24 protein-coding genes are annotated in these 26,307 nt (G+C 71.1%); 4 read left to right on the top strand and 20 right to left on the bottom strand.

Annotated features, from left to right (window positions below; genetic code table 11):
* Positions 1-37: 37 nt before the first annotated feature.
* The 4 genes from hisH to BGO15_RS10355 are packed head-to-tail and all read right to left on the bottom strand — an operon-like array spanning position 38 to position 2,774.
* The gene (gene hisH, locus BGO15_RS10370; protein WP_056209357.1) at positions 38-682 is read right to left on the bottom strand and encodes an imidazole glycerol phosphate synthase subunit HisH; all 645 of its coding nucleotides are present in this window, start codon (positions 680-682) and stop codon (positions 38-40) included.
* The gene (gene hisB, locus BGO15_RS10365; RefSeq protein ID WP_056519493.1) at positions 679-1,296 is read right to left on the bottom strand and encodes an imidazoleglycerol-phosphate dehydratase HisB; all 618 of its coding nucleotides are present in this window, start codon (positions 1,294-1,296) and stop codon (positions 679-681) included. Before hisB ends, hisH begins: the two co-directional genes overlap by 4 nt.
* Entirely contained in the window at positions 1,293-2,375 is a 1,083-nt protein-coding gene (locus tag BGO15_RS10360; RefSeq protein ID WP_056209562.1) for a histidinol-phosphate transaminase, read from the bottom strand. The genes hisB and BGO15_RS10360 overlap by 4 nt, the downstream gene beginning before the upstream one ends.
* Before the next feature lie 45 nt (positions 2,376-2,420).
* Positions 2,421-2,774 carry a LysM peptidoglycan-binding domain-containing protein gene (locus BGO15_RS10355; protein ID WP_056209360.1) on the bottom strand — a complete coding sequence of 118 codons (354 nt, stop codon included), beginning with the start codon at positions 2,772-2,774 and terminating at the stop codon, positions 2,421-2,423.
* A gap of 258 nt (positions 2,775-3,032) precedes the next feature.
* Between BGO15_RS10355 and lexA the strand changes: the two genes are divergently transcribed.
* Positions 3,033-3,704, top strand: coding sequence for a transcriptional repressor LexA (gene lexA / locus BGO15_RS10350; RefSeq protein WP_045247616.1), 672 nt, complete (start codon positions 3,033-3,035; stop codon positions 3,702-3,704).
* Between the two features lie 78 nt (positions 3,705-3,782).
* Here the strand turns inward: lexA and metE are convergent, their stop codons facing one another.
* On the bottom strand, positions 3,783-6,110 hold the full coding sequence (metE, locus tag BGO15_RS10345) for a 5-methyltetrahydropteroyltriglutamate--homocysteine S-methyltransferase (protein WP_056209364.1): 2,328 nt from the start codon (positions 6,108-6,110) through the stop codon (positions 3,783-3,785).
* The gene (locus tag BGO15_RS10340; RefSeq protein WP_045247614.1) at positions 6,107-7,093 is read right to left on the bottom strand and encodes a methylenetetrahydrofolate reductase; all 987 of its coding nucleotides are present in this window, start codon (positions 7,091-7,093) and stop codon (positions 6,107-6,109) included. Before BGO15_RS10340 ends, metE begins: the two co-directional genes overlap by 4 nt.
* Positions 7,094-7,265: 172 nt before the next feature.
* Here BGO15_RS10340 and BGO15_RS10335 point away from each other — a divergent pair, with 172 nt between their 5' ends.
* Positions 7,266-9,170, top strand: coding sequence for a S9 family peptidase (locus BGO15_RS10335; protein ID WP_056209367.1), 1,905 nt, complete (start codon positions 7,266-7,268; stop codon positions 9,168-9,170).
* A 41-nt stretch (positions 9,171-9,211) separates the two neighbouring features.
* On the opposite strand, the gene hflX is transcribed toward BGO15_RS10335, so the two are convergent.
* The gene (gene hflX, locus BGO15_RS10330) at positions 9,212-10,735 is read right to left on the bottom strand and encodes a GTPase HflX (protein ID WP_056519496.1); all 1,524 of its coding nucleotides are present in this window, start codon (positions 10,733-10,735) and stop codon (positions 9,212-9,214) included.
* Positions 10,736-10,820: 85 nt separating this feature from the next.
* Here hflX and BGO15_RS10325 point away from each other — a divergent pair, with 85 nt between their 5' ends.
* Positions 10,821-11,474 carry a class I SAM-dependent methyltransferase gene (locus BGO15_RS10325; RefSeq protein ID WP_056209370.1) on the top strand — a complete coding sequence of 218 codons (654 nt, stop codon included), beginning with the start codon at positions 10,821-10,823 and terminating at the stop codon, positions 11,472-11,474.
* A 122-nt stretch (positions 11,475-11,596) separates the two neighbouring features.
* On the opposite strand, the gene dapF is transcribed toward BGO15_RS10325, so the two are convergent.
* From dapF to BGO15_RS10275, 10 genes are all read right to left on the bottom strand, one after another.
* On the bottom strand, positions 11,597-12,448 hold the full coding sequence (gene dapF, locus BGO15_RS10320; RefSeq protein ID WP_056209372.1) for a diaminopimelate epimerase: 852 nt from the start codon (positions 12,446-12,448) through the stop codon (positions 11,597-11,599).
* A gap of 9 nt (positions 12,449-12,457) precedes the next feature.
* Entirely contained in the window at positions 12,458-13,384 is a 927-nt protein-coding gene (gene miaA / locus BGO15_RS10315; protein WP_056209374.1) for a tRNA (adenosine(37)-N6)-dimethylallyltransferase MiaA, read from the bottom strand.
* Entirely contained in the window at positions 13,381-14,928 is a 1,548-nt protein-coding gene (miaB, locus tag BGO15_RS10310; protein ID WP_056519569.1) for a tRNA (N6-isopentenyl adenosine(37)-C2)-methylthiotransferase MiaB, read from the bottom strand. The genes miaA and miaB overlap by 4 nt, the downstream gene beginning before the upstream one ends.
* A gap of 59 nt (positions 14,929-14,987) precedes the next feature.
* Positions 14,988-15,773 carry a regulatory protein RecX gene (locus tag BGO15_RS10305; protein ID WP_056209376.1) on the bottom strand — a complete coding sequence of 262 codons (786 nt, stop codon included), beginning with the start codon at positions 15,771-15,773 and terminating at the stop codon, positions 14,988-14,990.
* 2 nt (positions 15,774-15,775) lie between these two features.
* Entirely contained in the window at positions 15,776-16,828 is a 1,053-nt protein-coding gene (gene recA / locus BGO15_RS10300; protein ID WP_056209378.1) for a recombinase RecA, read from the bottom strand.
* A gap of 259 nt (positions 16,829-17,087) precedes the next feature.
* Positions 17,088-17,312 (bottom strand): DUF3046 domain-containing protein, encoded by a 225-nt coding sequence (locus BGO15_RS10295; protein WP_045247605.1) that lies wholly within the window; start codon positions 17,310-17,312, stop codon positions 17,088-17,090.
* 1 nt (position 17,313) lies between these two features.
* Positions 17,314-17,622, bottom strand: coding sequence for a helix-turn-helix domain-containing protein (locus tag BGO15_RS10290; RefSeq protein WP_045247604.1), 309 nt, complete (start codon positions 17,620-17,622; stop codon positions 17,314-17,316).
* Between the two features lie 157 nt (positions 17,623-17,779).
* A complete protein-coding gene (locus BGO15_RS10285; RefSeq protein WP_416361463.1) occupies positions 17,780-18,331 on the bottom strand; it encodes a CinA family protein in 552 nt (183 codons plus the stop codon).
* The gene (gene pgsA / locus BGO15_RS10280; protein WP_056209381.1) at positions 18,328-18,906 is read right to left on the bottom strand and encodes a CDP-diacylglycerol--glycerol-3-phosphate 3-phosphatidyltransferase; all 579 of its coding nucleotides are present in this window, start codon (positions 18,904-18,906) and stop codon (positions 18,328-18,330) included. Before pgsA ends, BGO15_RS10285 begins: the two co-directional genes overlap by 4 nt.
* Before the next feature lie 2 nt (positions 18,907-18,908).
* Positions 18,909-21,557, bottom strand: coding sequence for an FtsK/SpoIIIE family DNA translocase (locus tag BGO15_RS10275; protein WP_056209385.1), 2,649 nt, complete (start codon positions 21,555-21,557; stop codon positions 18,909-18,911).
* A 140-nt stretch (positions 21,558-21,697) separates the two neighbouring features.
* Here BGO15_RS10275 and BGO15_RS10270 point away from each other — a divergent pair, with 140 nt between their 5' ends.
* Positions 21,698-22,984, top strand: coding sequence for an acetyl-CoA C-acetyltransferase (locus BGO15_RS10270; protein ID WP_056209387.1), 1,287 nt, complete (start codon positions 21,698-21,700; stop codon positions 22,982-22,984).
* A 15-nt stretch (positions 22,985-22,999) separates the two neighbouring features.
* Here the strand turns inward: BGO15_RS10270 and BGO15_RS10265 are convergent, their stop codons facing one another.
* From BGO15_RS10265 to dapA, 3 genes are all read right to left on the bottom strand, one after another.
* Positions 23,000-23,494, bottom strand: a complete 495-nt coding sequence (locus BGO15_RS10265) for a GNAT family N-acetyltransferase (protein ID WP_056209389.1) — start codon at positions 23,492-23,494, stop codon at positions 23,000-23,002.
* A gap of 41 nt (positions 23,495-23,535) precedes the next feature.
* Positions 23,536-25,212 (bottom strand): ribonuclease J, encoded by a 1,677-nt coding sequence (locus BGO15_RS10260; protein ID WP_056209392.1) that lies wholly within the window; start codon positions 25,210-25,212, stop codon positions 23,536-23,538.
* A 114-nt stretch (positions 25,213-25,326) separates the two neighbouring features.
* Complete coding sequence (gene dapA, locus BGO15_RS10255) at positions 25,327-26,304, bottom strand: 4-hydroxy-tetrahydrodipicolinate synthase (RefSeq protein ID WP_045247710.1); 978 nt, start codon at positions 26,302-26,304, stop codon at positions 25,327-25,329.
* Positions 26,305-26,307: the final 3 nt, after the last annotated feature.

The raw sequence follows: 26,307 nt of genomic DNA, 5'->3' as shown, positions 1-26,307 counted from the left end.
CGGATGCCGCGGCGCGCCGACGCGCGCCCGGGAGAGGTTATCCCGCGGAGAGCGAGCCGATCCAATTGGACAGCAGTCGGATGCCGGCGGCCCCCGACTTCTCCGGGTGGAACTGGGTCGCCGACAGCGCGCCGTTCTCCACGGCTGCGAGGAACCGGGACCCGTGGGTCGCCCAGGTCAGCGACGGCGTGGGGAAGGGCGGCTGCACCTCGAGCGACCACTGCTGCGCCGCGAAGGAGTGCACGAAGTAGAACCGCTCGTCCTCGACGCCGGCGAACAGCGTCGACCCCTCGCCGGGCTCGACGGTGTTCCATCCCATGTGCGGGAGCACCGGGGCATCCAATTCGGTCACCACCCCCGGCCACTCCCCCAGACCCGGGGTGTCGTCGCCGCGTTCGACCCCGCGGCCGAACAGCACCTGCATGCCGACGCAGATTCCGAGCACGGGACGTCCTCCGGCGAGGCGCCGGTCGATGAGCTCGTCTCCCCCGCTGGCGCGGAGCGCCTCCATGACGGCTCGGAACGCGCCGACCCCTGGCACCACCAGACCGTCGGCCTCGAGCACGAGCGCGCGATCGGCGGTGAGGCGCGCGTCGGCGCCGGCCACCGCGAGCGCCTTCACCGCGGAGTGCACGTTGCCCGACCCGTAGTCGAGCACCGCGACGAGCGGCGTGCGCGTCACAGAGCGCCCTTGGTGCTGGGGATGCCCTCGACGAGCGGGTCAAGCGCCTTCGCCTGACGGAACGCTCGCGCGAACGCCTTGTACTCGGCCTCCGCGATGTGGTGCGGGTCGCGACCCGAGAGCACGCGCACGTGCACGGTGAGGCCCGCGTTGAACGCGATCGCCTCGAACGTGTGGCGCACGAGCGAACCGGTGAAGTGGCCGCCGATCAGGTGGTGCTCGTACCCCTCCGGCTCGCCGGTGTGCACGAGGTACGGACGGCCGCTGATGTCGACCACAGCCTGCGCGAGGGCCTCATCGAGCGGCACGAGCGCGTCGCCGTAGCGCGAGATGCCGGCCTTGTCGCCGAGCGCCTGGCGGATCGCCTGACCGAGCACGATTGCGACGTCCTCCACCGTGTGGTGCGCATCGATGTGCGTGTCGCCGCTCGAGCGCACGGTGAGATCGGTGAGCGAGTGCTTCGCGAACGCCGTCAGCAGGTGGTCGAAGAACGGGACGCTCGTGTCGATGCTGCTGCGCCCGGTGCCGTCGAGGTCGAGGGTGAGCTCGACCGACGACTCGCTGGTGCTGCGGGTGATCGACGCCGTACGGGGTGCTGCGGGTGCGGCGCTCATGCGCCCGATTCTAGCGAGGCCAGGGCATCGAGGAACGCCGTCGTCTCCTGCGCGGTGCCCGCCGTCACCCGCAGGTGGTGCGGAATGCCGACGTCGCGGATCAGCACGCCCCGGTCGTACAGCGCCTGCCAGGTCGCCCGCGGGTCGTCGACGTCGCCGAACAGCACGAAGTTGGTCCACGACGGGTGGGCGCGGAAGCCCAGCGCCTCGACTGTCGCCGAGATGCGGTCGCGCTGCGCGACGATCTCGTCGACCATCCCGAGCATGACGTCCGCGTGACGCAGTGCCGCCGATGCGGCGGCCTGTGTGAGCGCACTCAGGTGGTACGGCAGGCGCACGAGGCGCAGCGCGTCGATGATCGCCGGGTCGGCGGCGAGGTAGCCCACGCGCGCACCGGCGAAGGCGAACGCCTTGCTCATGGTGCGGGAGACGACCAGGCGCTCCCGGCCCTCGAGGAGCGAGATCGCCGAGACCGCGTCGCGCGGGGCGAATTCGATGTAGGCCTCGTCGACGATGACGATGCCGCGGCTCGCCTCGTAGACGGCGGTGATCACATCGATCGGCAGCGGCGTGCCGGTCGGATTGTTGGGAGCGCACAGGAAGACGACGTCGGGGTCAGCGGCGGCCACCTGGTCGGCCGCGGATTGCGGAGACAGCGTGTAGTCGCTGGCCCGCTCGCCGGCGACCCACTCGGCGCCAGTCGCGCGCGTGAGAAGCGGGTACATCGAGTACGTCGGCGTGAAGCCGAACGCCCGACGCCCCGGGCCGCCGAAGGCCTGCAGGACGTGCTGGAGCACCTCGTTCGACCCGTTCGCGGCCCAGATCTGCTCGGGGAGCAGCCCGTTGCCGAGATAGTCCGCAAAGCCCTCGCGCAGCGCGGTGAACTCGCGGTCGGGATAGCGGTTGACGTCGCGCAGCGCGCGGGCGATGGAATCGAGGATGTCGCTGGCGACCTCATCCGGAACCGGATGCGTGTTCTCGTTGACGTTCAGAGCGACGGGGAGCGCGACCTGCGGGGCGCCGTAAGGGACGAGCCCGCGCAGGTCGTCGCGTATCGGAAGGTCTTCGAGACGGGTCACCGTTCCATCGTAGAGGCGGGATACGCGCCGACCCGACGGTCGAGATCAGCGAGCCGGAGCGTACTCGGTGGGGATCGACAGCTGCTCGCCGGCCACCACCGTGCCGTTTCCGAGTGCGTTGAGCCGCACGAACGCGTCGACCACGTCGCGCGGATCTGCCTGCGGCGCGACGCGCTCCGCGATCGACCACAGCGAGTCACCGGCCTCGACCGTGACGGTCTGGTAGGTGCCCGCCGGAGCACCGGCGTCGCGCGACGCGAGAGCCGCCCCGCCCGACACGATGCCCGCCGAGACCCCGATGAGGAAAGGCAGTGCGGCGAGGAACACGAGCACGCGGCGGCCACGACGCGTCATCCGCAGTCGGGTGCGCGGTGCGAGCGTGAGCGGGATCGTCGTCATGTCTGCCTCCTCAGAGTGGTGAAGTGTCGCAAGACCGGACCCGGCCGGGGGCCGGTCTTGCGAACTTCTTTTCCGAATCTATCTTCGATATTGTCGAGTGTCAACCGGCTCTCGCCTTCGAGGACTTTCGAACGCGACACGCGTGCCCGCTCCCGCGAAGGGCGCCGAGAGCCGGATAGGTTTTCGACATCTGAAGCACATCACCGACCTCCGACATTCGAACGAGAACGACGAGGCGGCCCAGGGAAGGAGCGTGCGATGCCCGGTCGGGAGAAGCCGCAGACGCGTCGGCGCAAGAGCCTCAGCGACAAGCAGCTGGCGATCCTCGAGGTCATCCAGCGCTCCATCGCGCGCCACGGATACCCGCCGAGCATGCGCGAGATCGGCGACGCCGTGGGACTCAAGTCGCTCTCGAGCGTCACGCACCAGCTGAACCAGCTCGAGCTGAGCGGCTACCTGCGTCGCGACGCGGGCAAGACCCGTGCGATGGAAGTGCTCATCGACCTCCCCGGCACCGCGGCCGAGAACCCCGCCGACACGGCCCCCTCGGTCGGCGACGCCGCCATGGTGCCCCTCGTCGGGCGCATCGCCGCCGGCATCCCGATCACGGCTGAGCAGCAGGTCGAGGAGATCTTCCCCCTCCCCCGCCAGCTCGTCGGCAAGGGCGACCTGTTCATGCTCAAGGTGCAGGGCGAGTCGATGATCGACGCCGCCATCTGCGACGGCGACTGGGTGGTCGTGCGCTCGCAGTCCACCGCCGAGAACGGCGACATCGTCGCCGCGATGCTCGACGGCGAGGCCACCGTCAAGGCCTTCCGCCAGCGGGACGGCCACACCTGGCTGCTGCCGCGCAACTCCGCGTTCGAGCCGATCCTCGGCGACGAGGCGGTCGTGCTCGGCAAAGTCGTCGCGCTCATGCGCGCGGTCTGACGACACCGAGACGACGACAGAGGGCGGCGACCGGAAGCATCCGGTCGCCGCCCTCTGTCGTTCGCGAGGCGCTCAGCCCTAGCGGGCGCCCACCTCTTCGCGCACCGCGACGGTCGCGGCGACGAGGTTGCGCAACGAGGCCTTCGTCTCGGCGTAGCCACGGGTCTTCAGACCGCAGTCGGGGTTGACCCAGATCTGGCGGGTCGGGATCGCCTTGACCGCGCGCTCGAGGAGCTCGGTGACCTCTTCGACGCTCGGGATGCGGGGCGAGTGGATGTCGTAGACACCCGGGCCGATGCCGTGGCTGAAGCCCGACGCAGAGATGTCGTCGATCACGTCGCCACGGCTGCGCGCCGCCTCGATCGAGGTGACGTCGGCGTCGAGGGCGGCGATCGCGTCGATCACGACGGCGAACTCCGAGTAGCACAGGTGCGTGTGCACCTGGGTGGCCGTCTCGGCTCCCGCGGTCGCCAGGCGGAACGATCCCACCGACCAGTCGAGGTAGGCGGGCTGGTCGGCCTTCTTCAGCGGAAGCAGCTCGCGCAGCGCGGGCTCGTCGACCTGGATGATCGCGATGCCGGCCTGCTCGAGGTCGCCGATCTCGTCGCGCAGCGCCAGGGCGACCTGGTTCGCGGTCTCGCCCAGCGGCTGGTCGTCGCGCACGAACGACCACGCGAGGATCGTCACCGGGCCGGTCAGCATGCCCTTGACGGGCTTCGCGGTGAGCGACTGGGCGTACTCGGCCCACGCCACCGTGATCGGCGCCGGACGCGACACGTCGCCCCAGAGGATCGACGGACGCGTCGCACGCGAGCCGTAGGACTGCACCCAGCCGTTCTGCGTCACCGCGAAGCCGTCGAGGTTCTCGGCGAAGTACTGCACCATGTCGTTGCGCTCGGGCTCGCCGTGCACGAGGACGTCGAGACCGAGATCCTCCTGCAGCGTGATGACCGCGGCGATCTCGTCGCGGAGGAACCCGTCGTACTCGGCCGTGGTGAGCTCGCCCTTCGCGTGGCGTGCGCGGGCGCGACGGATGTCACCGGTCTGCGGGAACGACCCGATCGTGGTCGTCGGGAGCGCCGGAAGGTGCAGCGCGGCATCCTGCGCCGCGGCACGCTCCGCGTAGTCGCCGCGCGAGAAGTCGGCGTCGGTCAGGGCGCCGGTGCGGGCACGCACCGCGTCGACACGCACGCCCGGTGCCGACCGACGGTCCTCGAGCGCCGCCGTCGCGGCGGCGAGGTCGTCGGCGATCGCGTCACGACCCTCGGCCAGGCCACGCGCGAGCACCGCGATCTGGCCGACCTTCTGATCGGCGAACGCGAGCCACGAGACGAGACGCTCATCGAGCGCGGGCTCGTCGGCGACGTCGTGCGGCACGTGCTGCAGCGAGGTGGTGGTGCCGGCGACGACGGATGCCGCGCCCAGCCCCTTCAGCGCCTCGAGCTTCTGCCAGGCGGCCTCGAGGTCGCCACGCCAGATGTTGCGGCCGTCGACGACGCCGCCCACGAGGGTCTTGGACTCGAGCCCGGGGACGGCCGCCGGAAGCGCACCGCGGCCGAGGTCGATCGCGAGCGCCTCGACGGGGGCGGCGGCCAGAACCTGCCACGCCTCGGGCGAGAGCTGCGCGTAGCCGGCGGTCACGAGGATCGACGGGCGGTCGGCGGCACCGCCGAGCACGGCGTAGGCGCGCTCCGCGAGCGCCGCGAGAGCGGCGGGGTCGACGTCGACGCTCTCGCTGACGAGGGCCGGCTCGTCGAGCTGTACCCACTCGGCTCCGGCCGCCTTCAGCGACGCGAGCAGCTCGACGTAGACGGGCAGGAGGTCATCGAGGCGGCTCGTCGGAGCGAAGCCGGCGGGCGCGGCATCCGTCGCCTTCGCCAGCGCGAGGAACGTGACGGGGCCGACGACGACGGGGCGCGTGACGAAGCCGTCGGCGCGGGCCTCGGCGACCTGGCGGGCGAAGCGGTCGCTCGTGAGCGCGAAGCGGGTCTCGGGACCGATCTCGGGAACCAGGTAGTGGTAGTTCGTGTCGAACCACTTGGTCATCTCCAGCGGCGCGTCATCGCCCTCGCCGCGGGCGGCCGTGAAGTAGGCCGACAGCGGCACGCTGCCGTCGCTCTCGCGCAGACGCGTGAAGCGGGCGGGCAGGGCGCCGACGGTCGCGGTGACGTCGAGCACCTGGTCGTAGTACGAGAACGACTCGGGGATCGAGGAGTCCGTGCGGCCGAGACCGAGCTCGGCGAGACGCTCGCGGGTGTCGCGGCGGAGGTCGGCCGTCGTGGCCTCGAGGTCGGCCTCGGAGAGCGCGCCCGCCCAGTGCGACTCGACGGCGCGCTTGAGCTCACGGCGGCGGCCGATGCGGGGGTAGCCGAGGATGGTTCCCTCGGGCAGGGCGGGTGCAGTCATCGACGTGACTCCTTCACTGGGGTGGAGGCGGGGCCGGAGGCGCCCGCGGTGAGAATACCTGCTTCACGGAGGACCGAGAGCACGGTGTCGTGGTTGTTGAACGCGTAGAGGTGCACACCGGGCGCTCCACCGGCCAGCACCTCCTCGGCGAGACGCGCGGCGTGCGCGATGCCGATCTCCCGCTGGCCCTCGGCGGTCGGCTCGACCTCGAGCGCGATCGCAAGGTCGGCGGGGATCTCCTCGCCGGTCAGCTGCAGCACACGGCGCAGCCGTGCCGGGCCGGTGATCGGCATGATCCCCGGCAGGATCGGGATGGTGACTCCCGCCGTACGGGCGCGGTCGACGAACCAGACGTAGTCGTCGGCGTGGAAGAACAGCTGGGTGATGGCGAGGGTCGCACCGGCGGCCTGCTTCGCCAGCAGCGCGTCGATGTGCTCGCGCGGATGCCGCGACCGCGGGTGGCCGTTCGGGAAGGCCGCGACGGCGATGTCGACCCGCGGGCGCGGATCGACGCGGGCGGCGCCGGGCATGCCGGGGATCCCGGACTCCTGGTAGGGAGCGCGCTCGGCCTGGACGCGGTCGATGAGCTGCACGAGCTGGGCGGCGCTCTCCAGGTCACCCAGGTACACGTCGTCCTCGGAGGTGCCCGCGGGCGGGTCTCCGCGCAGCGCGAGGAAGCTGCGGATGCCGGCGTCGAGGAACTCGCGGATGAGACGGTTGGCGCCCGCATAGGTGTTGCCCACGCACGTGAGGTGCGCCAGCGGCTCGACATCGGTCGTGGCGCGAATGTGACGCAGCACCTCGAGCGAGCGTCCGCCGGTGGATCCGCCGGCACCGTACGTCACCGAGATGAACCGCGGCCCGACCTCGGCGAGGCGCGCGATCGTCTCGTGCAGAGCCGCCTCTGACGCCGCCGTGCGAGGCGGGTACAGCTCGAACGAGAACGGCGCAGGCGCGGGCACGGAGTCGACGGAAGAGGTCATTTCACACGGTGGAAGAGGTGCGCAGAATGCGCATACGGGTGGGATCAGAGCATAAAGCACCGAGCGATGTGCGCAGCCGTGTGTGACGCCCGGAGTCACGCGAGCACCGCGCACGCGTCTCCCGCTCCGCGCCGAGCGGGCGGATGCCGCGGCCCGCGGCTAGCGTGGAGGGATGCCGCAGACTCTCCCCCACGGCTCCTGGCCGTCACCGCTGTCCGCCTCCGACATCGCCGGTTCCTCGCCCCGCTTCGACGGCGCGCGCCTGGTCGGATCGGAGATCTGGTGGGGCGCGTCGGTGCCCGAGGAGGGCGGCCGCGGCACCGTGCGCCGGCGATTCGAGGGCGGAGAGGTGGCGGAGATTCTTCCGGCACCGTGGAGCGCGCGCTCGGCGGTGCACGAGTACGGCGGCGGCGCGTGGGCTCCTCGCGGCGACGGCGGGCTGGTGTTCGTCGAGAAGGGCGACCAGCGGGTCTACTCACTCACCCCGGGTGAGGAACCTCAGCCTCTCACGCCGGGCGGGCTCGGACAGCGCTTCGGTGGGCTCACCGTCACGGGCGGTGCGCTGCTCGCGGTGCGCGAGACCCAGGACGCGCGCGGCACGACCCACGACGCCGTGCGCATCCCGCTCGACGGATCTGCCTCCGACGACCCGACCGCGCTGCAGGTCGTCGCATCCGGCACCGACTTCGTCGCCCAGCCCGCACTCTCCCCCGACGGGCGTGAGATCGCCTGGATCGGCTGGAACCACCCGCACATGCCGTGGGAGCGCAGCGAACTCCGGCGCGCTCCACTCGGGCGGCCGGACGAGGCATCCGTCGTCGCCGGCGGCGCGAGCGCGCCGGTACAGCCGACGTGGGAGCCGGACGGCGCGCTGCTCTACTCCGACGACGAGACCGGGCGCTGGAACCTCCGTCGGGTGCGCGGCGGCACGGTGACGGAGGTCGCGCCCGCCGACGCCGACACCGGCGGCGCGCTGTGGGTGCTCGGCAGTCGCTGGTTCGCGCCGCTCGGTGGCGGCCGCATCGCCGCCCTCCGCACCAACGGCCGGGACGAGCTCGACGTCATCGAGGCGGACGGGACGAGTCGCGGCATCCCGCTGCCGGTCTCGAGCCACCTGCTCATCGAGGATGCCGCGGGCTCGCGCGTGCTGCTCACGGGCGCGGGCTCGGCCGTGTCGAGCGGACTGTGGCTCGTCGACGTCGAGACCGGCGCCGCGGAGGCCGTGGTCGGCGGCGCCGCGCCGCTGCCCGACGCCTGGCTGCCGACCCCGCGTGCGGTCACCTACCCCGGTCCGCACGGGCCGGTGCACGCGTTCGTCTACCCGCCGACCGCTCCCGGAATCGTGGCGCCCGCCGGCGAGCGCGCGCCGTACGTGGTCACCGTGCACGGCGGACCCACCTCCCACGTCGCGGGGGGCTTGTCGGGATCGATCGCCTACCTCACGAGCCGCGGCATCGGCGTGCTCGACGTCAACTACGGCGGGTCATCCGGCTACGGACGCGCCTACCGCGAGCGCCTCGACGGTCAGTGGGGCATCGTCGACGTCGACGACGTCCTCGCCGCGGTGGCCGGTCTCGTCGCGGAAGGCGACGCTGACGCCGCCCGCATCGCGATCGCCGGCGGCTCCGCGGGCGGATGGACCGTGCTCGCCGCCCTCGCCGGCAGCGACGTGTTCGCGGCGGGCATCTCGCGCTACGGCGTGGCCGATGCGCGCGCCCTCGCCGCCGACACGCACGACTTCGAGTCGCGCTACCTCGACGGCCTCATCGGTCCCCTGCCGGAGGCCGAGGCCGTCTATCTCGAGCGATCCCCGCTGTCACACACGGACCGGTTCGCGGCGCCCGTGCTGCTGCTGCAGGGCGCCGACGATGCCGTGGTGCCACCCACCCAGTCGGAGGCCATCCGCGACGCGCTGGCGGCGCGCGGCATCCCGCACGCCTACCGTCTCTACGAGGGCGAGGGGCATGGCTTCCGCCGCCGGGAGACGATCATCGACGCCGCCGAGACCGAGCTCGCCTTCCTCGGCGCCGTGTTCGGATTCACTCCACCGGGGCTGCCGCCGCTCGCGCTCGACTGAGCGCCGAAGGGTCGCCGCTCACGACTGACGGACCTGAACGCTCAGCGCGCGAACGGGGCGAGCTCAGCGGCGAGACGCTCGGAGACGTGAGCGTGCAGCAGAGTGCCGGTCTCCTCGTGCGACTGGCTCACGATGAGCCCGGTGTCGTGCACCGCGGAGACGAGGTCCCCGCGACCGTAAGGCACGAGCGCCGTGATCTCCACCGCCGGCAGCGGCAGCGCGGCCTCGACAGCCGCACGCAGCTCGGCGATGCCCTCACCCGTGCGCGACGACACGAAGTACGCGCCCGGCACGAGTCCGCGCAGCACCAGGCGCGCGTCGGCATCGACGAGGTCGGCCTTGTTGAAGACGACGAGCTCCTGCGTGGCGCGCGCGCCGACCTCGCCGATCACGTCGCGCACCGTCGCGAGCTGCGCGGCAGGGTCGGGGTGGGAGCCGTCGACGACGTGCACGATCACATCGGCGTCGCCGACCTCCTCCAGCGTGGAGCGGAATGCCTCCACGAGCTGATGAGGCAGGTTGCGCACGAACCCGACGGTGTCGGTGAGCGTGTAGACGCGTCCATCGGATGCCTCGGCCCGCCGCACTGTCGCATCGAGCGTCGCGAACAGCGCGTTCTCCACGAGCACACCCGCGCTCGTGAGCCGGTTCAGCAGGCTCGACTTCCCCGCGTTCGTGTAGCCGGCGATCGCGACGGACGGGATCGTGTTGCGCTTGCGCTCGGCGCGCTTCGCATCGCGGGCCGGCGCGAAGTCGCGGATCTGCCGGCGCAGCATCGCCATGCGGGTGCGGATGCGGCGGCGATCGAGCTCGATCTTCGTCTCACCCGGTCCGCGCGAACCCATGCCGGCGCCGCCGGCGCCCACCTGGCCACCGGCCTGACGGCTCATCGAGTCACCCCACCCGCGCAGGCGCGGGAGGAGGTACTCGAGCTGGGCGAGCTCGACCTGGGCCTTGCCCTCACGAGACTTCGCGTGCTGGCTGAAGATGTCGAGGATGACGGTGGTGCGGTCGATGACCTTCACCTTCACGACGTCTTCGAGTGCACGCCGCTGGCTCGGTGCGAGCTCGGTGTCGGCGATCACGGTGTCGGCGCCGACCGCGGCGACGATGTCGCGCAGCTCCTCGGCCTTGCCGCGACCGACGTAGGTCGCGGGGTCGGGGTGCGGCCGACGCTGCAGCACGCCGTCGAGCACCGCGGCACCCGCGGTCTCGGCGAGCGCGGCGAGCTCGCGCAGCGAGTTCTCGGCGTCCTCCTGCTCACCCTGCGGATGCACGCCGACGAGCACGACGTTCTCGAGTCGCAGCTGCCGGTACTCGACCTCGGTGACGTCCTCGAGCTCGGTCGAGAGCCCGGGTACACGCCGCAGCGCGGCACGCTCCTCACGGTCCCACTGCTCGCCGTCGGTCTCGCCGCCGTACGCGGTCGACGCGTCCTGCAGAGCCTGCGCGGACCCGAGCTCGTCGAAGCGACGCACTCCCGCCCGCGCCTCCGCCCGAGCGAGCACCCGCTCCACGGCGTCATCCTGTCGACTCGCGTGCGCGGTGTCGATGTCGTCCGTCATCAATTCCTTTCGAGGATGCCCCGTGGCCGCGGCATCCGCTCACTCTAGCCTCCCGCCCAGACGCGCTCTCCGCTACGCTCGCACCATGCCGAGCGACCACTACTTCAGTGCGTCTCCGGCCAGTCCCGAACAGCAGCGGCTGATCACCGTGACGCTCGCGGGACGCGACGTGCAGGTGACGACCGCGAACGGCGTGTTCAGTCCCGATCGCCTCGACGCCGGAACGTCCGTGCTGCTGGCGAACACGCCCCCGCCGCCTCCCGGAGGTCATTTCCTCGACCTCGGCTGCGGGTGGGGTCCGATCTCACTGTCGCTGGCGATCGAGTCGCCGCGCGCCACCATCTGGGCGGTCGATGTCAACCAGCGGGCCCTCGGACTCGTCCGCGCCACCGCGGAGCGCCTGGGCCTCGAGAACGTCAACGCGGTGACGCCCGACGATGTTCCCGACGACGTGGTGTTCCGCACGATCCGGTCGAACCCGCCCATCCGCGTCGGCAAGAACGAGCTGCACGACATGCTCGAGCGCTGGATCCCGCGGCTCGACGAGCGCTCCGACGGCTGGTTCGTCGTCGCCCGCAACCTCGGGTCGGACTCCCTGCAGCGGTGGATCTCGGCGACCTTCCCCATGGGCTACAGCGTGCACCGCGCGGCGACCGCGCGGGGGTACCGCGTCCTCAAGGTGCGCCGACACGGCACCCCGCCGACCGAGGCGATCGAGCTGCCCTACCCGGTCGACTGATCGGGCGCTTGTCGGCCGATTCCCCGCGGTCGCGCTCGAGGCGATAGCCCGCCGCGAGCGACGTCCGTCGAACGCGCACCCGCCGGTCAGGCGAGCGCGACCTCGCCCGGAGCACCCGCCGTTCAGGCGAGGGCGACCTCGCCCGTGTAGGTGAGCACGGCTGGGCCGGAGAGCAGCACGTGACCGTCGACGACCCGCACGCCGAGTTCGCCGCCCGGCACGGCGACGCGCCAGCGGTCGGGGGCGGCGGGGCCCGCCCAATGGCGCACAGCGAGGGCCGCGGCGGCGACGCCGGTGCCGCAGCTGAGCGTCTCGCCGACACCGCGCTCGAACACCCGCATGCGGATGGAACCGACCCCGTCCACCACGAGAGGCTCTCCCGGAACGACGAACTCGACGTTCGCGCCCGCCGCCGGTGCGGGCGTCAGCTGGGGAACGTACGCCAGCTCGAGGCCGTCGAGCTCGTCATGCGAAGGAAGTGCGACGACCACGTGCGGGTTGCCCACGTCGATGCCAAGACCGGGTCGCGCCACCGGCAGACCCTTGGCCTGCACCAGAACGTCGGTCTCGTCGACGACGAACACACCCAGGTCGACCTCGAAGCCGTCGCCGTCGCGACGCACGGTCTTGACGCCGGCGCGCGTGCCGATGCGCTGCTCGCCGAACGTCGCGAGTCCCGCCTGCTCGAGGTAGCGGGCGAAGACACGGATGCCGTTGCCGCACATCTCCGCCGCCGAGCCGTCCGCGTTGCGGTAGTCCATGAACCACTCGACTCCCGATGCCGCCGCCTTGGCGCCCTCGGCGATCGCCGCGGAGCGCACGACACGCAGCGTTCCGTCGGCGCCGATGCCGAAGCGGCGGTCGGTGAGAGCCGCGACCTGGGCGTCGGAGAGGTCGACGACGCCGTCGGGGTCGGCGATGATCACGAAATCGTTGCCGGTCCCCTGGCCTTTGGTGAACGGCAATGCGGGCATGGGTCGAGTCTACGGGCGCCGTGCGAGGGCCGCGTCGAGGGCGTCGGATGCCGCGGCATCCGGCTCGACCCACGCAAGACCGTCGTAGCGGCGGAACCAGGACACCTGCCGCCGCGCATAACGGCGGGTGAGCGCCTGGGCCTGGGCGATCGCCTCAGCCTCGGTGAGCACGCCGTCGAGCTGATCGAGCGCCTGTGCGTAGCCGATCGCGCGGCGCGCGGTGACGCCCTCGTCGAGTCCGTCGGCGCGCAGCCGTTCGGCCTCGGCGACGATGCCGTCGCGCCACATCCGCTCGACGCGGGCGTCGAGGCGGACGACGAGCTCGTCGCGCGCGACCCCGGGGGCCATGAGCAGGGTGTCCGCGCGCCACAGCACCGGGGCATCGGGAAGCGCTGCACCGTGCGTCGCCTTGCCCTGCGCCAGCACTTCGAGCGCGCGCACGATGCGCCGCCCGTTGGCCGGGTCGATGCGCTGCGCCGTGGCCGGGTCGAGATCGCGCAGACGCGCGAACAGCACGCCGGGTCCGTCCTCCGAGAGCTCCGCCTCGAGGCGCTCGCGCACCGCCTCGTCGCGCGGGGGGAAGCGGAAGTCGTAGATCACGCCGGAGACGTAGAGTCCCGAGCCGCCGACGAGGATCGCATCGGCGTCGCGCGCGTGGATCTCATCGATGAGACGCCGAGCCTCGGTCTGGTACCAGGCGACCGCGGCGTCGTCTCGCACGCTGAGCACGTCGAGCAGGTGATGCGGGATGCCGCGGCGCTCGGCGACCGTGAGCTTGGCGGTGCCGATGTCCATGCCGCGGTAGAGCTGCATCGCGTCGGCGTTCACGATCTCGGCGGCACCGCCGGTCGCGGCGAGGTGGTCGGCGAGCCGCAGCGACAGATCGCTCTTGCCGGTGCCGGTGGCGCCGACGACCGCGATGACGCGGCCGCTCACACCCCGACGCGGAGCGTGGGCAGCCCCAGCCGCACGGGCGCGCCCGGTGCGGACTCGCCATGGGGCGACGGGATGCCGCACGCCTCCGCCTGCCCGCGATCCCAGGCGTCACCGGCACGGGTGCGACGGATGCGCAGGGCGCCCTGCTCGCCGTCGGCGAGGAGGTAGAACGGCGCCGCCTGCGTGATCTCGACGGTCACGACGTCGCCCGGGCGCGGTTCGGGCGAACCGGCGGGCACCGCGAAGTGCACGAGCCTGTTGTCTTCGGCGCGCCCGGTCAGACGCAGGGTCGCGGCATCCTTCTTGCCCTCACCGGTGGAGACGAGCACGTTGACGGTGCGTCCCACTTGGCGTTGGTTCTCCTCGAGGGAGATGCGGTCCTGCAGCGCGACGAGGCGCTCGTAGCGCTCCTGCACGACCGCCTTCGGCACCTGGTCGGGCATAGTGGCCGCCGGCGTACCCTCGCGGATCGAGTACTGGAAGGTGAACGCGCTCGCGAAGCGTGCCTGCTCGACGACGCGCAGGGTGTCCTCGAAGTCCTCGTCGGTCTCGCCCGGGAAGCCGACGATGATGTCGGTCGTGATCGCCGCGTGCGGGATGCGGGCGCGCACCCTGTCGAGGATGCCGAGGAAGCGCTCGCTGCGGTACGAGCGGCGCATGGCCTTCAGGATGCGGTCGGAGCCGGACTGCAGCGGCATGTGCAGCTGCGGCATGACAGAACCGGTCTCGGCCATCGCGTCGATGACATCGTCGGTGAACGCGGCGGGGTGGGGGCTCGTGAAGCGGATGCGCTCGAGACCGTCGATCTCGCCGGCGGCACGCAGGAGCTTGCCGAACGCCTCCCGGTCGCCGAACTCGACGCCGTAGCTGTTGACGTTCTGACCGAGGAGCGTCACCTCGATGGCGCCGTCATCGACCAGCAGCTTGATCTCGCTGAGGATGTCTCCGGGTCGCCGGTCGCGCTCTTTGCCGCGCAGGCTCGGCACGATGCAGAACGTGCAGGTGTTGTTGCAGCCCACGGAGATCGACACCCAGCCGCTGTGGGTGCTGTCGCGCTTGGTCGGGAGCGTCGAGGGGAACACTTCGAGCGACTCGAGAATCTCGAGCTCGGCATCGCCGTTGTGGCGTGCGCGCTCGAGAAGGGTCGGAAGGGAGCCCATGTTGTGCGTGCCGAAGACGACGTCGACCCACGGCGCCTTGTCGAGGACGACCTGCTTGTCCATCTGGGCGAGACATCCCCCGACGGCGATCTGCATGCCGGCGCGGGCGTCCTTGCGGGCCTTCAGGTGGCCGAGGGTGCCGTACAGCTTGCCGGCGGCGTTGTCGCGAACGGCACAGGTGTTGATCACGACGACGTCGGCATCCTCGCCGTCGGCCGCGCGCACGTACCCGGCGCTCTCGAGAGAGCCGGAAAGCCGCTCGGAGTCGTGCACGTTCATCTGGCAGCCGAATGTGCGCACCTCGTACGTGCGCGCGTGCCCGTCGACGTCGAGGGCTGCCGACGACGGCGCGATGAGAGTCGGGGTACTGCGAGGGGAGGTCATGATGCCTGTCATTCTACGGTCGGCTCCACGACAGACGGCCTGACCAGCACGCGACGGAGTCAGTCGGTGAATCGCACCCCGGAGGTACGGGGTCGCTCGCCCAGGGCCTGCCGCGCGACCCGCATCGACGTCGCCCCGTTGAAGCCGCGGCGCTGCAGTTGTCCGACGAGACGGCGCAGCCCCACCTCGGGAGGGAGTGAGCGCAGGGTGCGGGCCTTGCCGAGCGCGAACTCGAGCGCGCGCTCCTCCTCGTCATCGGGCAGCTGGTCGATCGTGACGTCGATCACCTCGCGGTCGAGACCGCGCTGCACGAGCGCCTGACGTACGGCGCCCCTCCCCTGCCGCTTCTGAAGCCCCTTGTGCACGAGCTGCTCGGCGAGGGCCGCGTCATCGAGGTAACCGCGATCGACGCAGGCGTCGATGATCTCGTCGATCTGCATCTGATCAAGTCCTTCGGCCCGCAGCACATCGTGGGCCTCACGCACCGACAGACTCCGCCCCCGCAGGCGCTTCAGCAGGGTCTGCTCCGCCGCCGCGGCGTCGATCGCCGGCGACGGTGTCTCGCCGTCACCGGGGCCTGCGATCGCGCGACCCGACGACGGGCTGCGCCCGCGATCCGGCGCGCGCGTCGAGTCGTCGACGGCTCCCAGCGCGTGCAGCCCCCGGGCGGCCGGTGCCGTCCAGGTGGTGTGCCACCGCGTGTCGGGTTCGGCAGGCGCGTCGGGAGAGGCATCCGTCGAGGAGGACGCCAACGTCGGACGCGGCAGGCCGGCCGACGCGGAGCGCCCGAAGAGGGGGATGACGGGGGCGAGCCCGTCGGGCTCGCCCCCGGGAGGTACCGTCATGATCAGGCCGGACGACGCTTCGCGAGCTCGTCTTCGACGGCGGCATCGGCGTCCTTCGGGACGCCCACGCCGAGCTTGGCCTTGATCTTCTGCTCGATGTCAGCCGCGATGTCCTCGTTCTTGAGCAGGAACGACCGGGCGTTCTCCTTGCCCTGACCGAGCTGCTCGCCGTCGTAGGTGTACCAGGCGCCCGACTTCTTGACGATGCCGTGCTCGACACCGAAGTCGATGAGGCTTCCTTCGCGCGAGATGCCCGTGCCGAACAGGATGTCGAACTCCGCCTGCTTGAAGGGCGGCGCCATCTTGTTCTTGACGACCTTGACGCGAGTGCGGTTACCGACCGCGTCGGTACCGTCCTTCAGCGTCTCGATGCGGCGGATGTCGAGGCGTACCGACGCGTAGAACTTGAGCGCCTTCCCGCCGGCGGTGGTCTCGGGCGAGCCGAAGAAGACGCCGATCTTCTCGCGCAGCTGGTTGATGAAGATCGCGGTGGTCTTGGTCTGGTTCAGGCCACCGGTGAGCTTCCGGAGCGCCTGCGACATCAAGCGCGCCTGCAGGCCCACGTGCGAGTCGCCCATCTCGCCTTCGATCTCGGCCTTGGGGACGAGGGCGGCGACCGAGTCGATGACGACCAGGTCGATTGCGCCCGAACGCACGAGCATGTCGGCGATCTCGAGCGCCTGCTCACCGGTGTCGGGCTGCGAGACGAGCAGCTGGTCGATGTCGACGCCGAGCTTCGCGGCGTAGTCGGGGTCGAGCGCGTGCTCGGCGTCGATGAATGCGGCGATGCCGCCCGCGCGCTGCACGTTGGCGATCGCGTGGAGGGTCAGCGTGGTCTTACCCGACGACTCCGGACCGTAGATCTCGATGATGCGGCCGCGAGGAAGACCACCGACGCCGAGGGCGACGTCGAGGGCGATGGAACCGGTGGGGATGACTTCGACCGGCGCGCGCTCGTCGCTGCCCAGCCGCATGACCGAGCCCTTTCCGAACTGGCGGTCGATCTGGGCGAGGGCCGACTCGAGGGCCTTCTCGCGCTCGACGGGTGATGGCATGGCGTGCTCCTTCTGCTCGCGTTCCGCTGCCTGTAGGCTGCCGGGCCGCCCCCACGGTGAGGGTGTTCCCGGCAAGGCGTCTGGTGTCGTTCGACGTCCCTCACGCTAGGCCGCACCTCCGACATCGGTCGGGGGCGTTGCGGCATTCCGTGAGGGCGACGAGAACGTCACCGGATGTGAAGGAGACTACGCCGACATCGAACGGATCTTCGACGACACGCCGAACGACACACCGTCATTCATCGGAGCGACGGACGGGTCAGTGACGCTTCGGCTCGAGGCGTCCGGCGCCGTGGCGGCGCGAGAGCGGGACATCCGTCGCCTCGCACAGGGCGAGCCAGACGTCGCGCGTCGCCAGGCCGGCATCGAGCGCCTCGACGGGGGTGCGCCCGCCGAGCTCGGAGAGCACCAGGTCCGCGACGATCGCGGGACCGCGCGCTCCGAACTCGTCGGACACCGCGCGTTCGAATTCGCTGCGTCGCACCTCAGCGCAGCGAGAGCTCGGGCTCGACCGAGGCCACCAGCTCGTCGGGGACAACATCGGGGAAGACCTGCAGGCCCTCGAGCACCAGGAGTCGGTCGGCGACTTCGCGCATGATCATCGCGATCGATACATCGAGCGCATCGGCGACCGCGGCGAGGATCTCGCTCGACGCCTCCTTCTGCCCGCGCTCCACCTCGCTGAGGTAGCCGAGCGCGATGCTCGCGCGGCTGGCCACCTGACGGAGGGTACGGCCCTTCTGCTGGCGCAGGTCCCGCAGGACTTCGCCGATCTCATGACGTACCAGGATCATTCGGGTCCCCTCCTCACTCATCTCGGGTCGCGGTCCGGGGGGACCACGCTACCTCACCGGTTGCAGTCAATCTAACCCGCGCCGCTGGGCATCGGGCCAGAATCACCGAATGTAACCGACCGGAAACAGGCCCTATTCCCCTCGCCACGGTGACCCCTCAGAGGGCGTCGAGAGCGAGCCGGATGACGCGGCGCACCGTCTCTGCACGGATGCCGTCGCGGTCACCGTCGAGCTGCAGCGATTCGACACGCGTGCCGAGGGGGGTGGACACGGCGATGTGCACGGTTCCCACCGGCTGCCCGTCGGGCGAGGTCGGCCCCGCGATGCCGGTCGTCGCGATGCCGACCTGCACCTCGACTCCTGGGAGGGCGAGTGCGCCGCGCACCCCTTCCGCCATCTGGCGGGCGACCTTGGGCTGCACGGCGCCGTGGAGCGCGAGCACCTCGGCATCGACGCCGAGCAGCGTGGCCTTCAGCTCGGTCGCGTAGGCGACGACTCCGCCCTGCACGTGAGCGGATGCCCCGGGCACCGCGACGAGCTGGGCGGTCACTGCGCCGCCCGTGAGCGATTCCGCGACACCGATGCGCCAGCCGAGGTCGTCGAGCCGGGCGATGAGGCGGGCCGCGTCGGAGGCGGGCGCCGCCGGTCGGGAGCGCACGAGCGTCTCCTCCGCGTCGGCGCTGCCGTCGTGCGCGTCGATGTCGGTCACGTGGCCGACCGCCGCGCCGCGCGGGCGCCGCGGATCTCGGTCACGAGGTAGTCGATGCCACTCGCGATCGTGAGGATGACGGCGATCCACATGGTCGCCACGACGAACCATGAGACCCAGCCGCCGAGCACCGTCCACAGGGGCGCGATGGCGAGCGTGATCGCGACGGCCTGGGCGACGGTCTTGAGCTTGCCCATCCACGCTGCGGCGAGCACGTGGTCGCTGATGACGATGAACCGGTAGACGGTGATGCCGATCTCGCGCACGAGGACGATGATCGTCACCCACCAGGGCAGCTTGCCGAGGATCGAGAGGCCGACGAACGCGCAGCCGGTGATCACCTTGTCGGCGATCGGATCGAGGATCTTGCCGAGGTCGGTCACGACCTCGTACTTGCGGGCGAGGTAGCCGTCGATGCCGTCGGTCGCGATCGCGACGACGAACAGCAGAGCGGCGGCCCACCGCAGGCCTCCGTCGGTGCCGCCGTCGGAGAGCAGCAGCCACAGGAAGACCGGCGCGCAGAGGATGCGCGCGATGGTGATCGCGTTGGGCAGCTGTCGCGGAATCGTCGTCATGGTCAGTCGCGGCCGGTCAGGCTCCAGGCATCCTCGTCTCCGTCGGAGTCGAGGACATCGTAGCCGTCGAACTGCCGCTCGACCGGATCGTCGGCGTAACGCTCATCGATCCCAGCGGGGGCGGATGCCGCGGCCGGCACGTCGTCGCCGCGCAGACGCGCGAGCACCTCGGGCAGCTGCTCGGGGGTGACCAGCACGTCACGCGCCTTCGAGCCCTCCGAGGGCCCGACGATCTCGCGGGACTCGAGGAGGTCCATGAGGCGTCCGGCCTTCGCGAACCCGACCCGCAGCTTGCGCTGCAGCATCGAGGTCGAGCCGAACTGGGAGCTGACGATCAGCTCGGCGGCGGCGAGGAGCAGCTCGAGGTCGTCGCCGATGTCGGCGTCGATCTCCTTCCTCTCCGCGGCGGCCTGCACGTCGGCACGGTAGTCGGGGCGGGCCTGTCCGGTGACGTGGGCGACGACCTTCTCGATCTCCGCCTCGCTGACCCACGCGCCCTGCACGCGCAGCGGCTTGGACGCCCCCATCGGCAGGAACAGCCCGTCGCCCTGTCCGATGAGACGGTCGGCGCCCGGCTGGTCGAGGATGACGCGCGAGTCGGTGACGCTCGTGACCGCGAACGCGAGCCGCGAGGGCACGTTGGCCTTGATGAGACCCGTGACGACATCGACGCTCGGACGCTGGGTGGCGAGCACGAGATGGATGCCGCTGGCCCGGGCGAGCTGCGTGATGCGAACGATCGAGTCCTCGACGTCGCGCGGGGCGACCATCATGAGGTCGGCGAGCTCGTCGACGACGACCAGCAGGTAGGGGTAGGGCTTGAGCACGCGCTCGGAACCGGCCGGCAACTCGACCTGACCGGCGACGACGGCGCGGTTGAAGTCGTCGATGTGGCGGAACCCGAACGACGCGAGGTCGTCGTACCGCATGTCCATCTCCTTCACGACCCACTGCAGCGCTTCGGCCGCCTTCTTCGGGTTCGTGATGATGGGGGTGATGAGGTGCGGCACGCCGGCGTACGAGGTCAGCTCGACGCGCTTCGGGTCGATGAGCACCATGCGCACGTCGGCGGGCTTGGCGCGCATCAGCAGGCTCGTGATCATCGAGTTCACGAAGCTCGACTTGCCGGAACCGGTGGAGCCCGCGACCAGCAGGTGGGGCATCTTCGCGAGGTTGGCGACGACGTAGGAGCCGCTGACGTCCTTGCCGACGCCGATCGTCATGGGATGGGTCTGCTGCTGCGCGGTCGAGGAACGCAGCACGTCGCCGAGGGTGACGATCTCGCGGTCGGTGTTGGGGATCTCGACGCCGATGGCGCTCTTGCCGGGAATCGGGGCGAGGATGCGCACCTCGTTGGAGGCCACCGCGTAGGCGATGTTGTTGGTGAGCGCCGTGATGCGCTCGACCTTCACACCGGGGCCGAGCTCGATCTCGTACTGCGTGACTGTCGGTCCGCGGGAGAAGCCGGTGACCCGCGCATCGACCTGGAACTGGTCGAGCACCCCGGTGATCGCCCGGACGACCTCGTCGTTCGCCGCCGAACGCGCCTTGCCGGGCGCGCCGGGCGCCAGGGTCGTCACGGCCGGCAGCCGGTAGGGGGCGGCGGGCGGGAGGCCCGCGGCATCCGATCCGAAGCCGACCACATCGGGCAGTGCCTCCTGCGGGCCGGTGTCGCCGTCGTCGACGAGGGAGGTCGCCGCGTTGCGAGCCGCCTGCGTGCGCGCCGCGCGGATGATCGAGGGATCGACGACCTCGGTGATCGCATCGGTGGGCACCGGTGCGACGGCCTGGTCGAACCCGCCCTGGGCGTCATCGGTCGTGAAGAGCAGCTCTGTGAGGTCCTGCGACGGGGAGGTCGAGGCATCCTTCTCACGACGCCCGCGGTTGCGACGCCACGCCGGCAGCGTCTCATCGGCCGCCTCGGCGGAGGCGTCGGGCTCGGACACGCGCTCGGTGCCGAACATCCACGCGTACAGGTCGCCGAGCCTGCGGCCGATGCGGTTCGGCGGGGTCTTGGTGAGGATCAGCACGCTGAGCGCGGCGAGGAGCCCCAGGGCGAGGTACGCGCCGATCGGGGAGAGGAGGTAGGCGAGCGGCTCGGCCACCATCCAGCCGAAGAGGCCTCCGGCGCCGCTCAGCGCCGGAAGACCCTGGGAGGGAGCAGGCCGTCCGCCGGCCACGTGGCAGAAGCCCGCGATCGCGACGACGAACAGCAGGAAGCCGATGCCGATGCGGCCGTTGTCGTGCACCGAGGCCGGATGACGGAACAGCCACCCGGCGAGGAGCACGAGCAGCACCGGCATGAGGAACGCGAGCCGTCCGACCAGCCCGCCGACGCTGTAGGCGGAGACGGAGGCGGAGACATCCGTGCCGATGAGGAACCACTCGACCACGGCGCCCGCGACCGCGAGGACGACCAGCAGGAACGGGAGCCCGTCGCGGCGCTGCTCCTTCTCGAGCGTCTCGGGCCCGAACGCGCGGAACAGCCCGCCGACGCCGTGCGCGAGCCCCATCCAGGCGCGCACCGCGAGGGCCGGCCTGTCAGGCTCGCCGACGTAGCCGCGCGGGGTCGGTTCGGGCTTGCGAGCGCGCGACGCACCGCTCTTCGCGGGCGCGCGGCCGCTCGAGGTGGCGCTGCTGCTCCTGGGCATGCCTCCACGGTAGGCGTCCGGGCCGACACTGGCCGGTAGCGACGCGGATGCCGCGGCCACACGCCGCCACGACCCGCACCCCCGCGTGCGGTGGGAGGATGCCGGAAGGCCCGCGCCGACGCGGGCACGGAGGATCCCCCATGACCCCACCCCGCCCCGTCGCCGTCTACGGCGGCCGACGCATCCCGTTCGCACGCTCGAACACGGCCTACGCCGACGCATCCAATCAGGACATGCTCACGACCACGCTGCAGGCCGTCGCCGACGCGTTCGACCTGCACGGCGAGCGCATCGGCGAGATCGCGGCCGGAGCCGTGCTCAAGCACTCGCGCGACTTCAACCTGACCCGCGAGTCGGCGCTCAGCACGACCCTCTCCCCCGCCAGCGCCGCATTCGACGTGCAGATGGCGTGCGGCACCGGGCTGCAGGCGGCGGTGACCGTCGCGAACAAGATCGCGCTCGGGCAGATCGACTCGGCGATCGCCGGCGGGGTCGACACGACATCCGATGCCCCCCTCGCGCTCGACGAGGGGCTGCGTCATCTGCTTCTGCGCGCCAACCAGGCGCGCTCGTTCGGTGCTCGGGCGAAGCTGTTCGCCGGCTTCCGCCCGCGGATGCTGCGCCCCCACGTGCCCAGCAACGGCGAGCCGCGCACGGGCCTGAGCATGGGCGAGCACACCGAGCTCATGGTGAAGGAGTGGGGCATCACCCGCGCCGCGCAGGACGAGCTCGCCTATGCGTCTCACCGCAACGCCGCCGCCGCGTGGGAGGCGGGGTTCTTCGACGATCTCGTCGTGCCGTACCGCGGGCTCACCCGCGACAACAACCTGCGCACCGACATCTCCCTCGAGCGGCTCGGCACGCTCTCCCCGGTCTTCGATCGCACGAGCGGACGCGGCACGCTCACGGCCGGCAATTCGACGCCCCTCACCGACGGCGCGTCGGCGGTGCTGCTCGGCACGGAGTCGTGGGGTGCCGAACGGGGCCTTCACCCCCTCGCGTACGTCATCGACGCGGAGACGGCCGCCGTCGACTTCGCTGGCCCCGGCCCGGAAGGCCTGCTGATGGCACCCGCCTACGCGGTGCCGCGCCTGCTCGCGCGCAACGGGCTCACCCTGCAGGACATCGACGTGTACGAGATCCACGAGGCCTTCGCCGGACAGGTGCTGTGCACGCTCGCGGCGTGGGAGGACGCCGACTACTGCCGCACCCGGCTCGGACTCGACGCCCCGCTCGGGCCCATCGACCGCGCGAAGCTCAACATCAAGGGTGGGAGCCTCGCCACGGGGCATCCGTTCGCGGCGACCGGCGGGCGCATCCTCGCCGGCACCGCGAAGATCCTGCACGAGCGGGGCGGCGGCACGGCACTCATCTCGGTCTGCGCGGCCGGCGGCCTCGGCGTCACCGCGCTGCTGAAGGCGGCGTGACGACGAGCGGATGCCTCACCGCAGCCGCTTCACCATGATGTCGCGGCCGCTCGTGGGCTGAGTCACCGCGAAGCCCTCGGAGCGGTACAACGTGGCGGCGAAGTTGCCGCGCTCGACGCTGAGGCTCAGACGCTGATATCCGGCGGACGCGGCGTGGGCGGCGAGACGCTGGAGCAATGCGCGGCCCACACCGTGCGCCCGCCAGATCGGACGCACCCCGATGATCAGCTCGGGCACACCGGTGGCGACATATCCGAAGCCGGGGTCCGAGCGCGGGAACATGCGATACCAGGCCGCACCGATCGGCTCACCGGTGGGCGAGGTCGCGACGAATCCCGCGTCGCCGGGGCGCATCCAGCCGGCGAGATAGCGGCTGTGCTCGGGCGAGCCGAGCACCTCGTGCCGAGGGCGCGCCGAACCCGGTCGCCAATTGGCCGCTTCCACGACCATGTCGGCGAGAAACGCTCCGTCCGACCTCGTCGCCGGCCGGATCGCGAACGACTCGGGCATGCCTCAGATCGTAGTCCCGCCGATGCCCGCGCCCGATCCGCTCAGGCCTCGATGACCAGCGGCACGATCATCGGGCGACGACGCAGCGACTGGTTGACCCAGCGACCGATCGTGCGCCGCACGACCTGCGACAGTGCGTGCGTGTCGCGCACGCCCGACTGCACAGCCTCGGTGAGAGCAGCCGCGATCTTCGGCTTCACCGCGTCGAAGACCGAGTCGTCCTCGGCGACACCGCGCGCGTGGATGTCAGGCCCGGAGACGATGCGGCCGGTCGCGGCATCCACCACGACGATGACGGAGATGAACCCCTCCTCGCCGAGGATGCGGCGGTCCTTCAGGTCGGCGTCGGTGATCTCGCCCACGCTCGAGCCGTCGACGTAGACGAAGCCCACGTCAAGCTGGCCGACGATGCGCGCTCGGCCGTCCTTCAGGTCGATGACCGTGCCGTTCTCGGCGAGGATCGTGCGCTCCGGCTCGACGCCGGTCTCCTGCGCGAGCTTCGCGTTGGCCATGAGGTGGCGGTACTCGCCGTGCACCGGCAGCACGTTGCGGGGCTTGAGGATGTTGTAGCAGTAGAGCAGCTCGCCCGCGGCGGCATGACCCGACACGTGCACCTTGGCGTTGGCCTTGTGCACGACGTTCGCGCCGAGCTTGGTGAGTCCGTCGATCACCCGGTAGACGGCGTTCTCATTGCCGGGGATGAGGCTCGACGCGAGGATCACGGTGTCGCCCGGTCCGGGTTCGATGGCGTGGTCGAGGTTCGCCATGCGGCTGAGCACCGCCATGGGCTCGCCCTGCGATCCGGTCGACATGAAGACGACCTGGTCGTCGGGAAGGTTCTGCGCCTTCTTGTAGTCGATGAGCACGCCGTCGGGCACCGTCAGGTAGCCCAGGTCCTCGGCGATCGTCATGTTGCGCACCATGCTGCGTCCCAGGAAGGCGAGCCGACGGCCGTGAGCGGCAGCGGCGTCGAGCACCTGCTGCACGCGGTGCACGTGCGACGAGAAGCTCGCGACGATCACGCGGCGCGGGGCCTTGGCGATGACCTGGTCGAGCACGGGGCCGATCGAGCGCTCGAGCGGCGTGAAGCCCGGGACATCCGCGTTCGTGGAGTCCACGAGGAAGAGGTCGACGCCCTCCTCGCCGAGCCGAGCGAACGCCCGCAGGTCGGTGAGGCGGCCGTCGAGCGGCAGCTGGTCCATCTTGAAGTCGCCGGTCGCGAGCACGAGGCCCGCGGGCGTACGGATCGCGACGGCGAGCGCGTCGGGGATGGAATGGTTGACGGCGACGAACTCGAGGTCGAACGGACCGACCTTCTCGCGCTGCCCCTCGGCGACGGTCAGCGAATACGGCTTGATGCGGTGTTCCTTGAGCTTCGCCTCGGTGAGGGCGAGCGTCAGCTGCGAGCCGATGATCGGGATGTCCTGGCGCAGCCGCAGCAGGTAGGGGACGGCGCCGATGTGGTCCTCGTGGCCGTGGGTCAGCACGACCGCCTCGATGTCGGCCAGCCGATCCCGCAGCGGACCGAGGTCGGGGAGGATCAGGTCGACGCCGGGCTGGTGCTCCTCGGGGAAGAGCACGCCGCAGTCGACCACGAGCAGACGCCCGTCGTACTCGAACACGGTCATGTTGCGGCCGACCTCGCCGAGTCCGCCGAGGGGCGTGACGCGCAGGGTGCCGGAGTCGAGGGCGGGCGGATCGTAGACCTGGGTGGGCATGCAGAGCCTTTCCGGGATGCCGCGCCTCGCGCGCATCCGTCATCTCGCCGCGGGGGCGGCGTCTCGGTATGGCCGCTCGCGCGGCGTTTGTGTCCGCACTCGCGGCGGACGGTGTCAGCGGGTCGTGCCGTGGACCTTCGGCAGCGCACCGCCCGCGGCCGCGTTGCGGTCGGGGCGGAAGTTGGAGAAATCGGCGCCGGGCACGCCGGTCACGAGGGCGAGCTCGTCCTCGATGATCGCGGCCTCCCATTCCTCGGGGCCGACGAGCGGCAGGCGCACGCGGGGGCTGCCGATGCGGCCGAGGCCGTGGAGGATGTACTTCGCGCTCACCGTGCCGGGCACATGCGTCATGACGGCACGCACGAGCGGCTCGAGGCGCTGGTGCTCGGCGGTCGCCGCCGCGAGGTCGCCGCGGTTCACCGCGTCGACGATCGTGCGGTACGGGGTGGCCGTGATGTTCGCGGTGACGCCGATGAGTCCGGTCGCGCCGATCGCGAGGTGCGGCAGCACGTTCGCGTCGTCACCGGAGAAGTAGAGCAGATCGGTCTGGTTGAGCACACGGCTGACCTCGCTGAAGTCGCCCTTGGCGTCTTTGATCGCGAGGATGTTCGGGTGCTTCGCGAGACGCAGGATCGTCTCGTACTTGATGGGCACGCCGGTGCGACCGGGGATGTCGTAGAGGATCACCGGCAGGTCGGTCGCGTCGGCGACCAGCCGGAAGTGCGTGAGGATGCCGGCCTGCGTGGGCTTGTTGTAGTACGGCGTGACGATCATGATGCCGTCGGCGCCGGCCTTCTCGCTGGCCTTGTAGAGCTCGATCGCGTGGGCGGTCTCGTTCGAGCCGCCCCCGGTGATGATCTTCGCCCGACCGGATGCGACATCCTTGCCGACCTCGACGAGCTTGAGCTTCTCGGGGTCGGTGAGGGTCGAGGTCTCCCCCGTCGTGCCGGTGACGACGATGCCGTCGGCTCCCGCGGTGATCACGTCGTCGATGTGCTTCTCGACGGCGGGCCAGTCGACCTCGCCGTCGGCCGTCATCGGGGTGACGAGCGCGACGAGCACCTGTCCGAAGGGATTGCCCGTGTGCGTCATGGT

The sequence above is a fragment of the Microbacterium sp. 71-23 genome (assembly GCF_001897265.1).
Lineage (GTDB): Bacteria > Actinomycetota > Actinomycetes > Actinomycetales > Microbacteriaceae > Microbacterium > Microbacterium ginsengisoli.
The sequence above is the reverse complement of the archived record's forward strand: the minus strand, read 5'-3'. Positions and strand labels throughout refer to the sequence as shown.

What these genes read in the sequence shown, in the direction of transcription:
- hflX (WP_056519496.1), bottom strand. Translation starts at nt 10,735, where the DNA reads ATGACGGACGACATCGACACCGCGCACGCGAGTCGACAGGATGACGCC.
- BGO15_RS10290 (WP_045247604.1), bottom strand. Translation starts at nt 17,622, where the DNA reads ATGATCCTGGTACGTCATGAGATCGGCGAAGTCCTGCGGGACCTGCGC.
- recA (WP_056209378.1), bottom strand. Translation starts at nt 16,828, where the DNA reads ATGCCATCACCCGTCGAGCGCGAGAAGGCCCTCGAGTCGGCCCTCGCC.
- BGO15_RS10355 (WP_056209360.1), bottom strand. Translation starts at nt 2,774, where the DNA reads ATGACGACGATCCCGCTCACGCTCGCACCGCGCACCCGACTGCGGATG.
- BGO15_RS10275 (WP_056209385.1), bottom strand. Translation starts at nt 21,557, where the DNA reads ATGCCCAGGAGCAGCAGCGCCACCTCGAGCGGCCGCGCGCCCGCGAAG.
- BGO15_RS10260 (WP_056209392.1), bottom strand. Translation starts at nt 25,212, where the DNA reads ATGCCCACCCAGGTCTACGATCCGCCCGCCCTCGACTCCGGCACCCTG.
- BGO15_RS10265 (WP_056209389.1), bottom strand. Translation starts at nt 23,494, where the DNA reads ATGCCCGAGTCGTTCGCGATCCGGCCGGCGACGAGGTCGGACGGAGCG.
- dapF (WP_056209372.1), bottom strand. Translation starts at nt 12,448, where the DNA reads ATGCCCGCATTGCCGTTCACCAAAGGCCAGGGGACCGGCAACGATTTC.
- BGO15_RS10335 (WP_056209367.1), top strand. Translation starts at nt 7,266, where the DNA reads ATGCCGCAGACTCTCCCCCACGGCTCCTGGCCGTCACCGCTGTCCGCC.
- BGO15_RS10270 (WP_056209387.1), top strand. Translation starts at nt 21,698, where the DNA reads ATGACCCCACCCCGCCCCGTCGCCGTCTACGGCGGCCGACGCATCCCG.
- miaB (WP_056519569.1), bottom strand. Translation starts at nt 14,928, where the DNA reads ATGACCTCCCCTCGCAGTACCCCGACTCTCATCGCGCCGTCGTCGGCA.
- dapA (WP_045247710.1), bottom strand. Translation starts at nt 26,304, where the DNA reads ATGACGCACACGGGCAATCCCTTCGGACAGGTGCTCGTCGCGCTCGTC.
- metE (WP_056209364.1), bottom strand. Translation starts at nt 6,110, where the DNA reads ATGACTGCACCCGCCCTGCCCGAGGGAACCATCCTCGGCTACCCCCGC.
- BGO15_RS10305 (WP_056209376.1), bottom strand. Translation starts at nt 15,773, where the DNA reads ATGACGGTACCTCCCGGGGGCGAGCCCGACGGGCTCGCCCCCGTCATC.
- lexA (WP_045247616.1), top strand. Translation starts at nt 3,033, where the DNA reads ATGCCCGGTCGGGAGAAGCCGCAGACGCGTCGGCGCAAGAGCCTCAGC.
- BGO15_RS10340 (WP_045247614.1), bottom strand. Translation starts at nt 7,093, where the DNA reads ATGACCTCTTCCGTCGACTCCGTGCCCGCGCCTGCGCCGTTCTCGTTC.
- BGO15_RS10325 (WP_056209370.1), top strand. Translation starts at nt 10,821, where the DNA reads ATGCCGAGCGACCACTACTTCAGTGCGTCTCCGGCCAGTCCCGAACAG.
- pgsA (WP_056209381.1), bottom strand. Translation starts at nt 18,906, where the DNA reads ATGACGACGATTCCGCGACAGCTGCCCAACGCGATCACCATCGCGCGC.
- hisB (WP_056519493.1), bottom strand. Translation starts at nt 1,296, where the DNA reads ATGAGCGCCGCACCCGCAGCACCCCGTACGGCGTCGATCACCCGCAGC.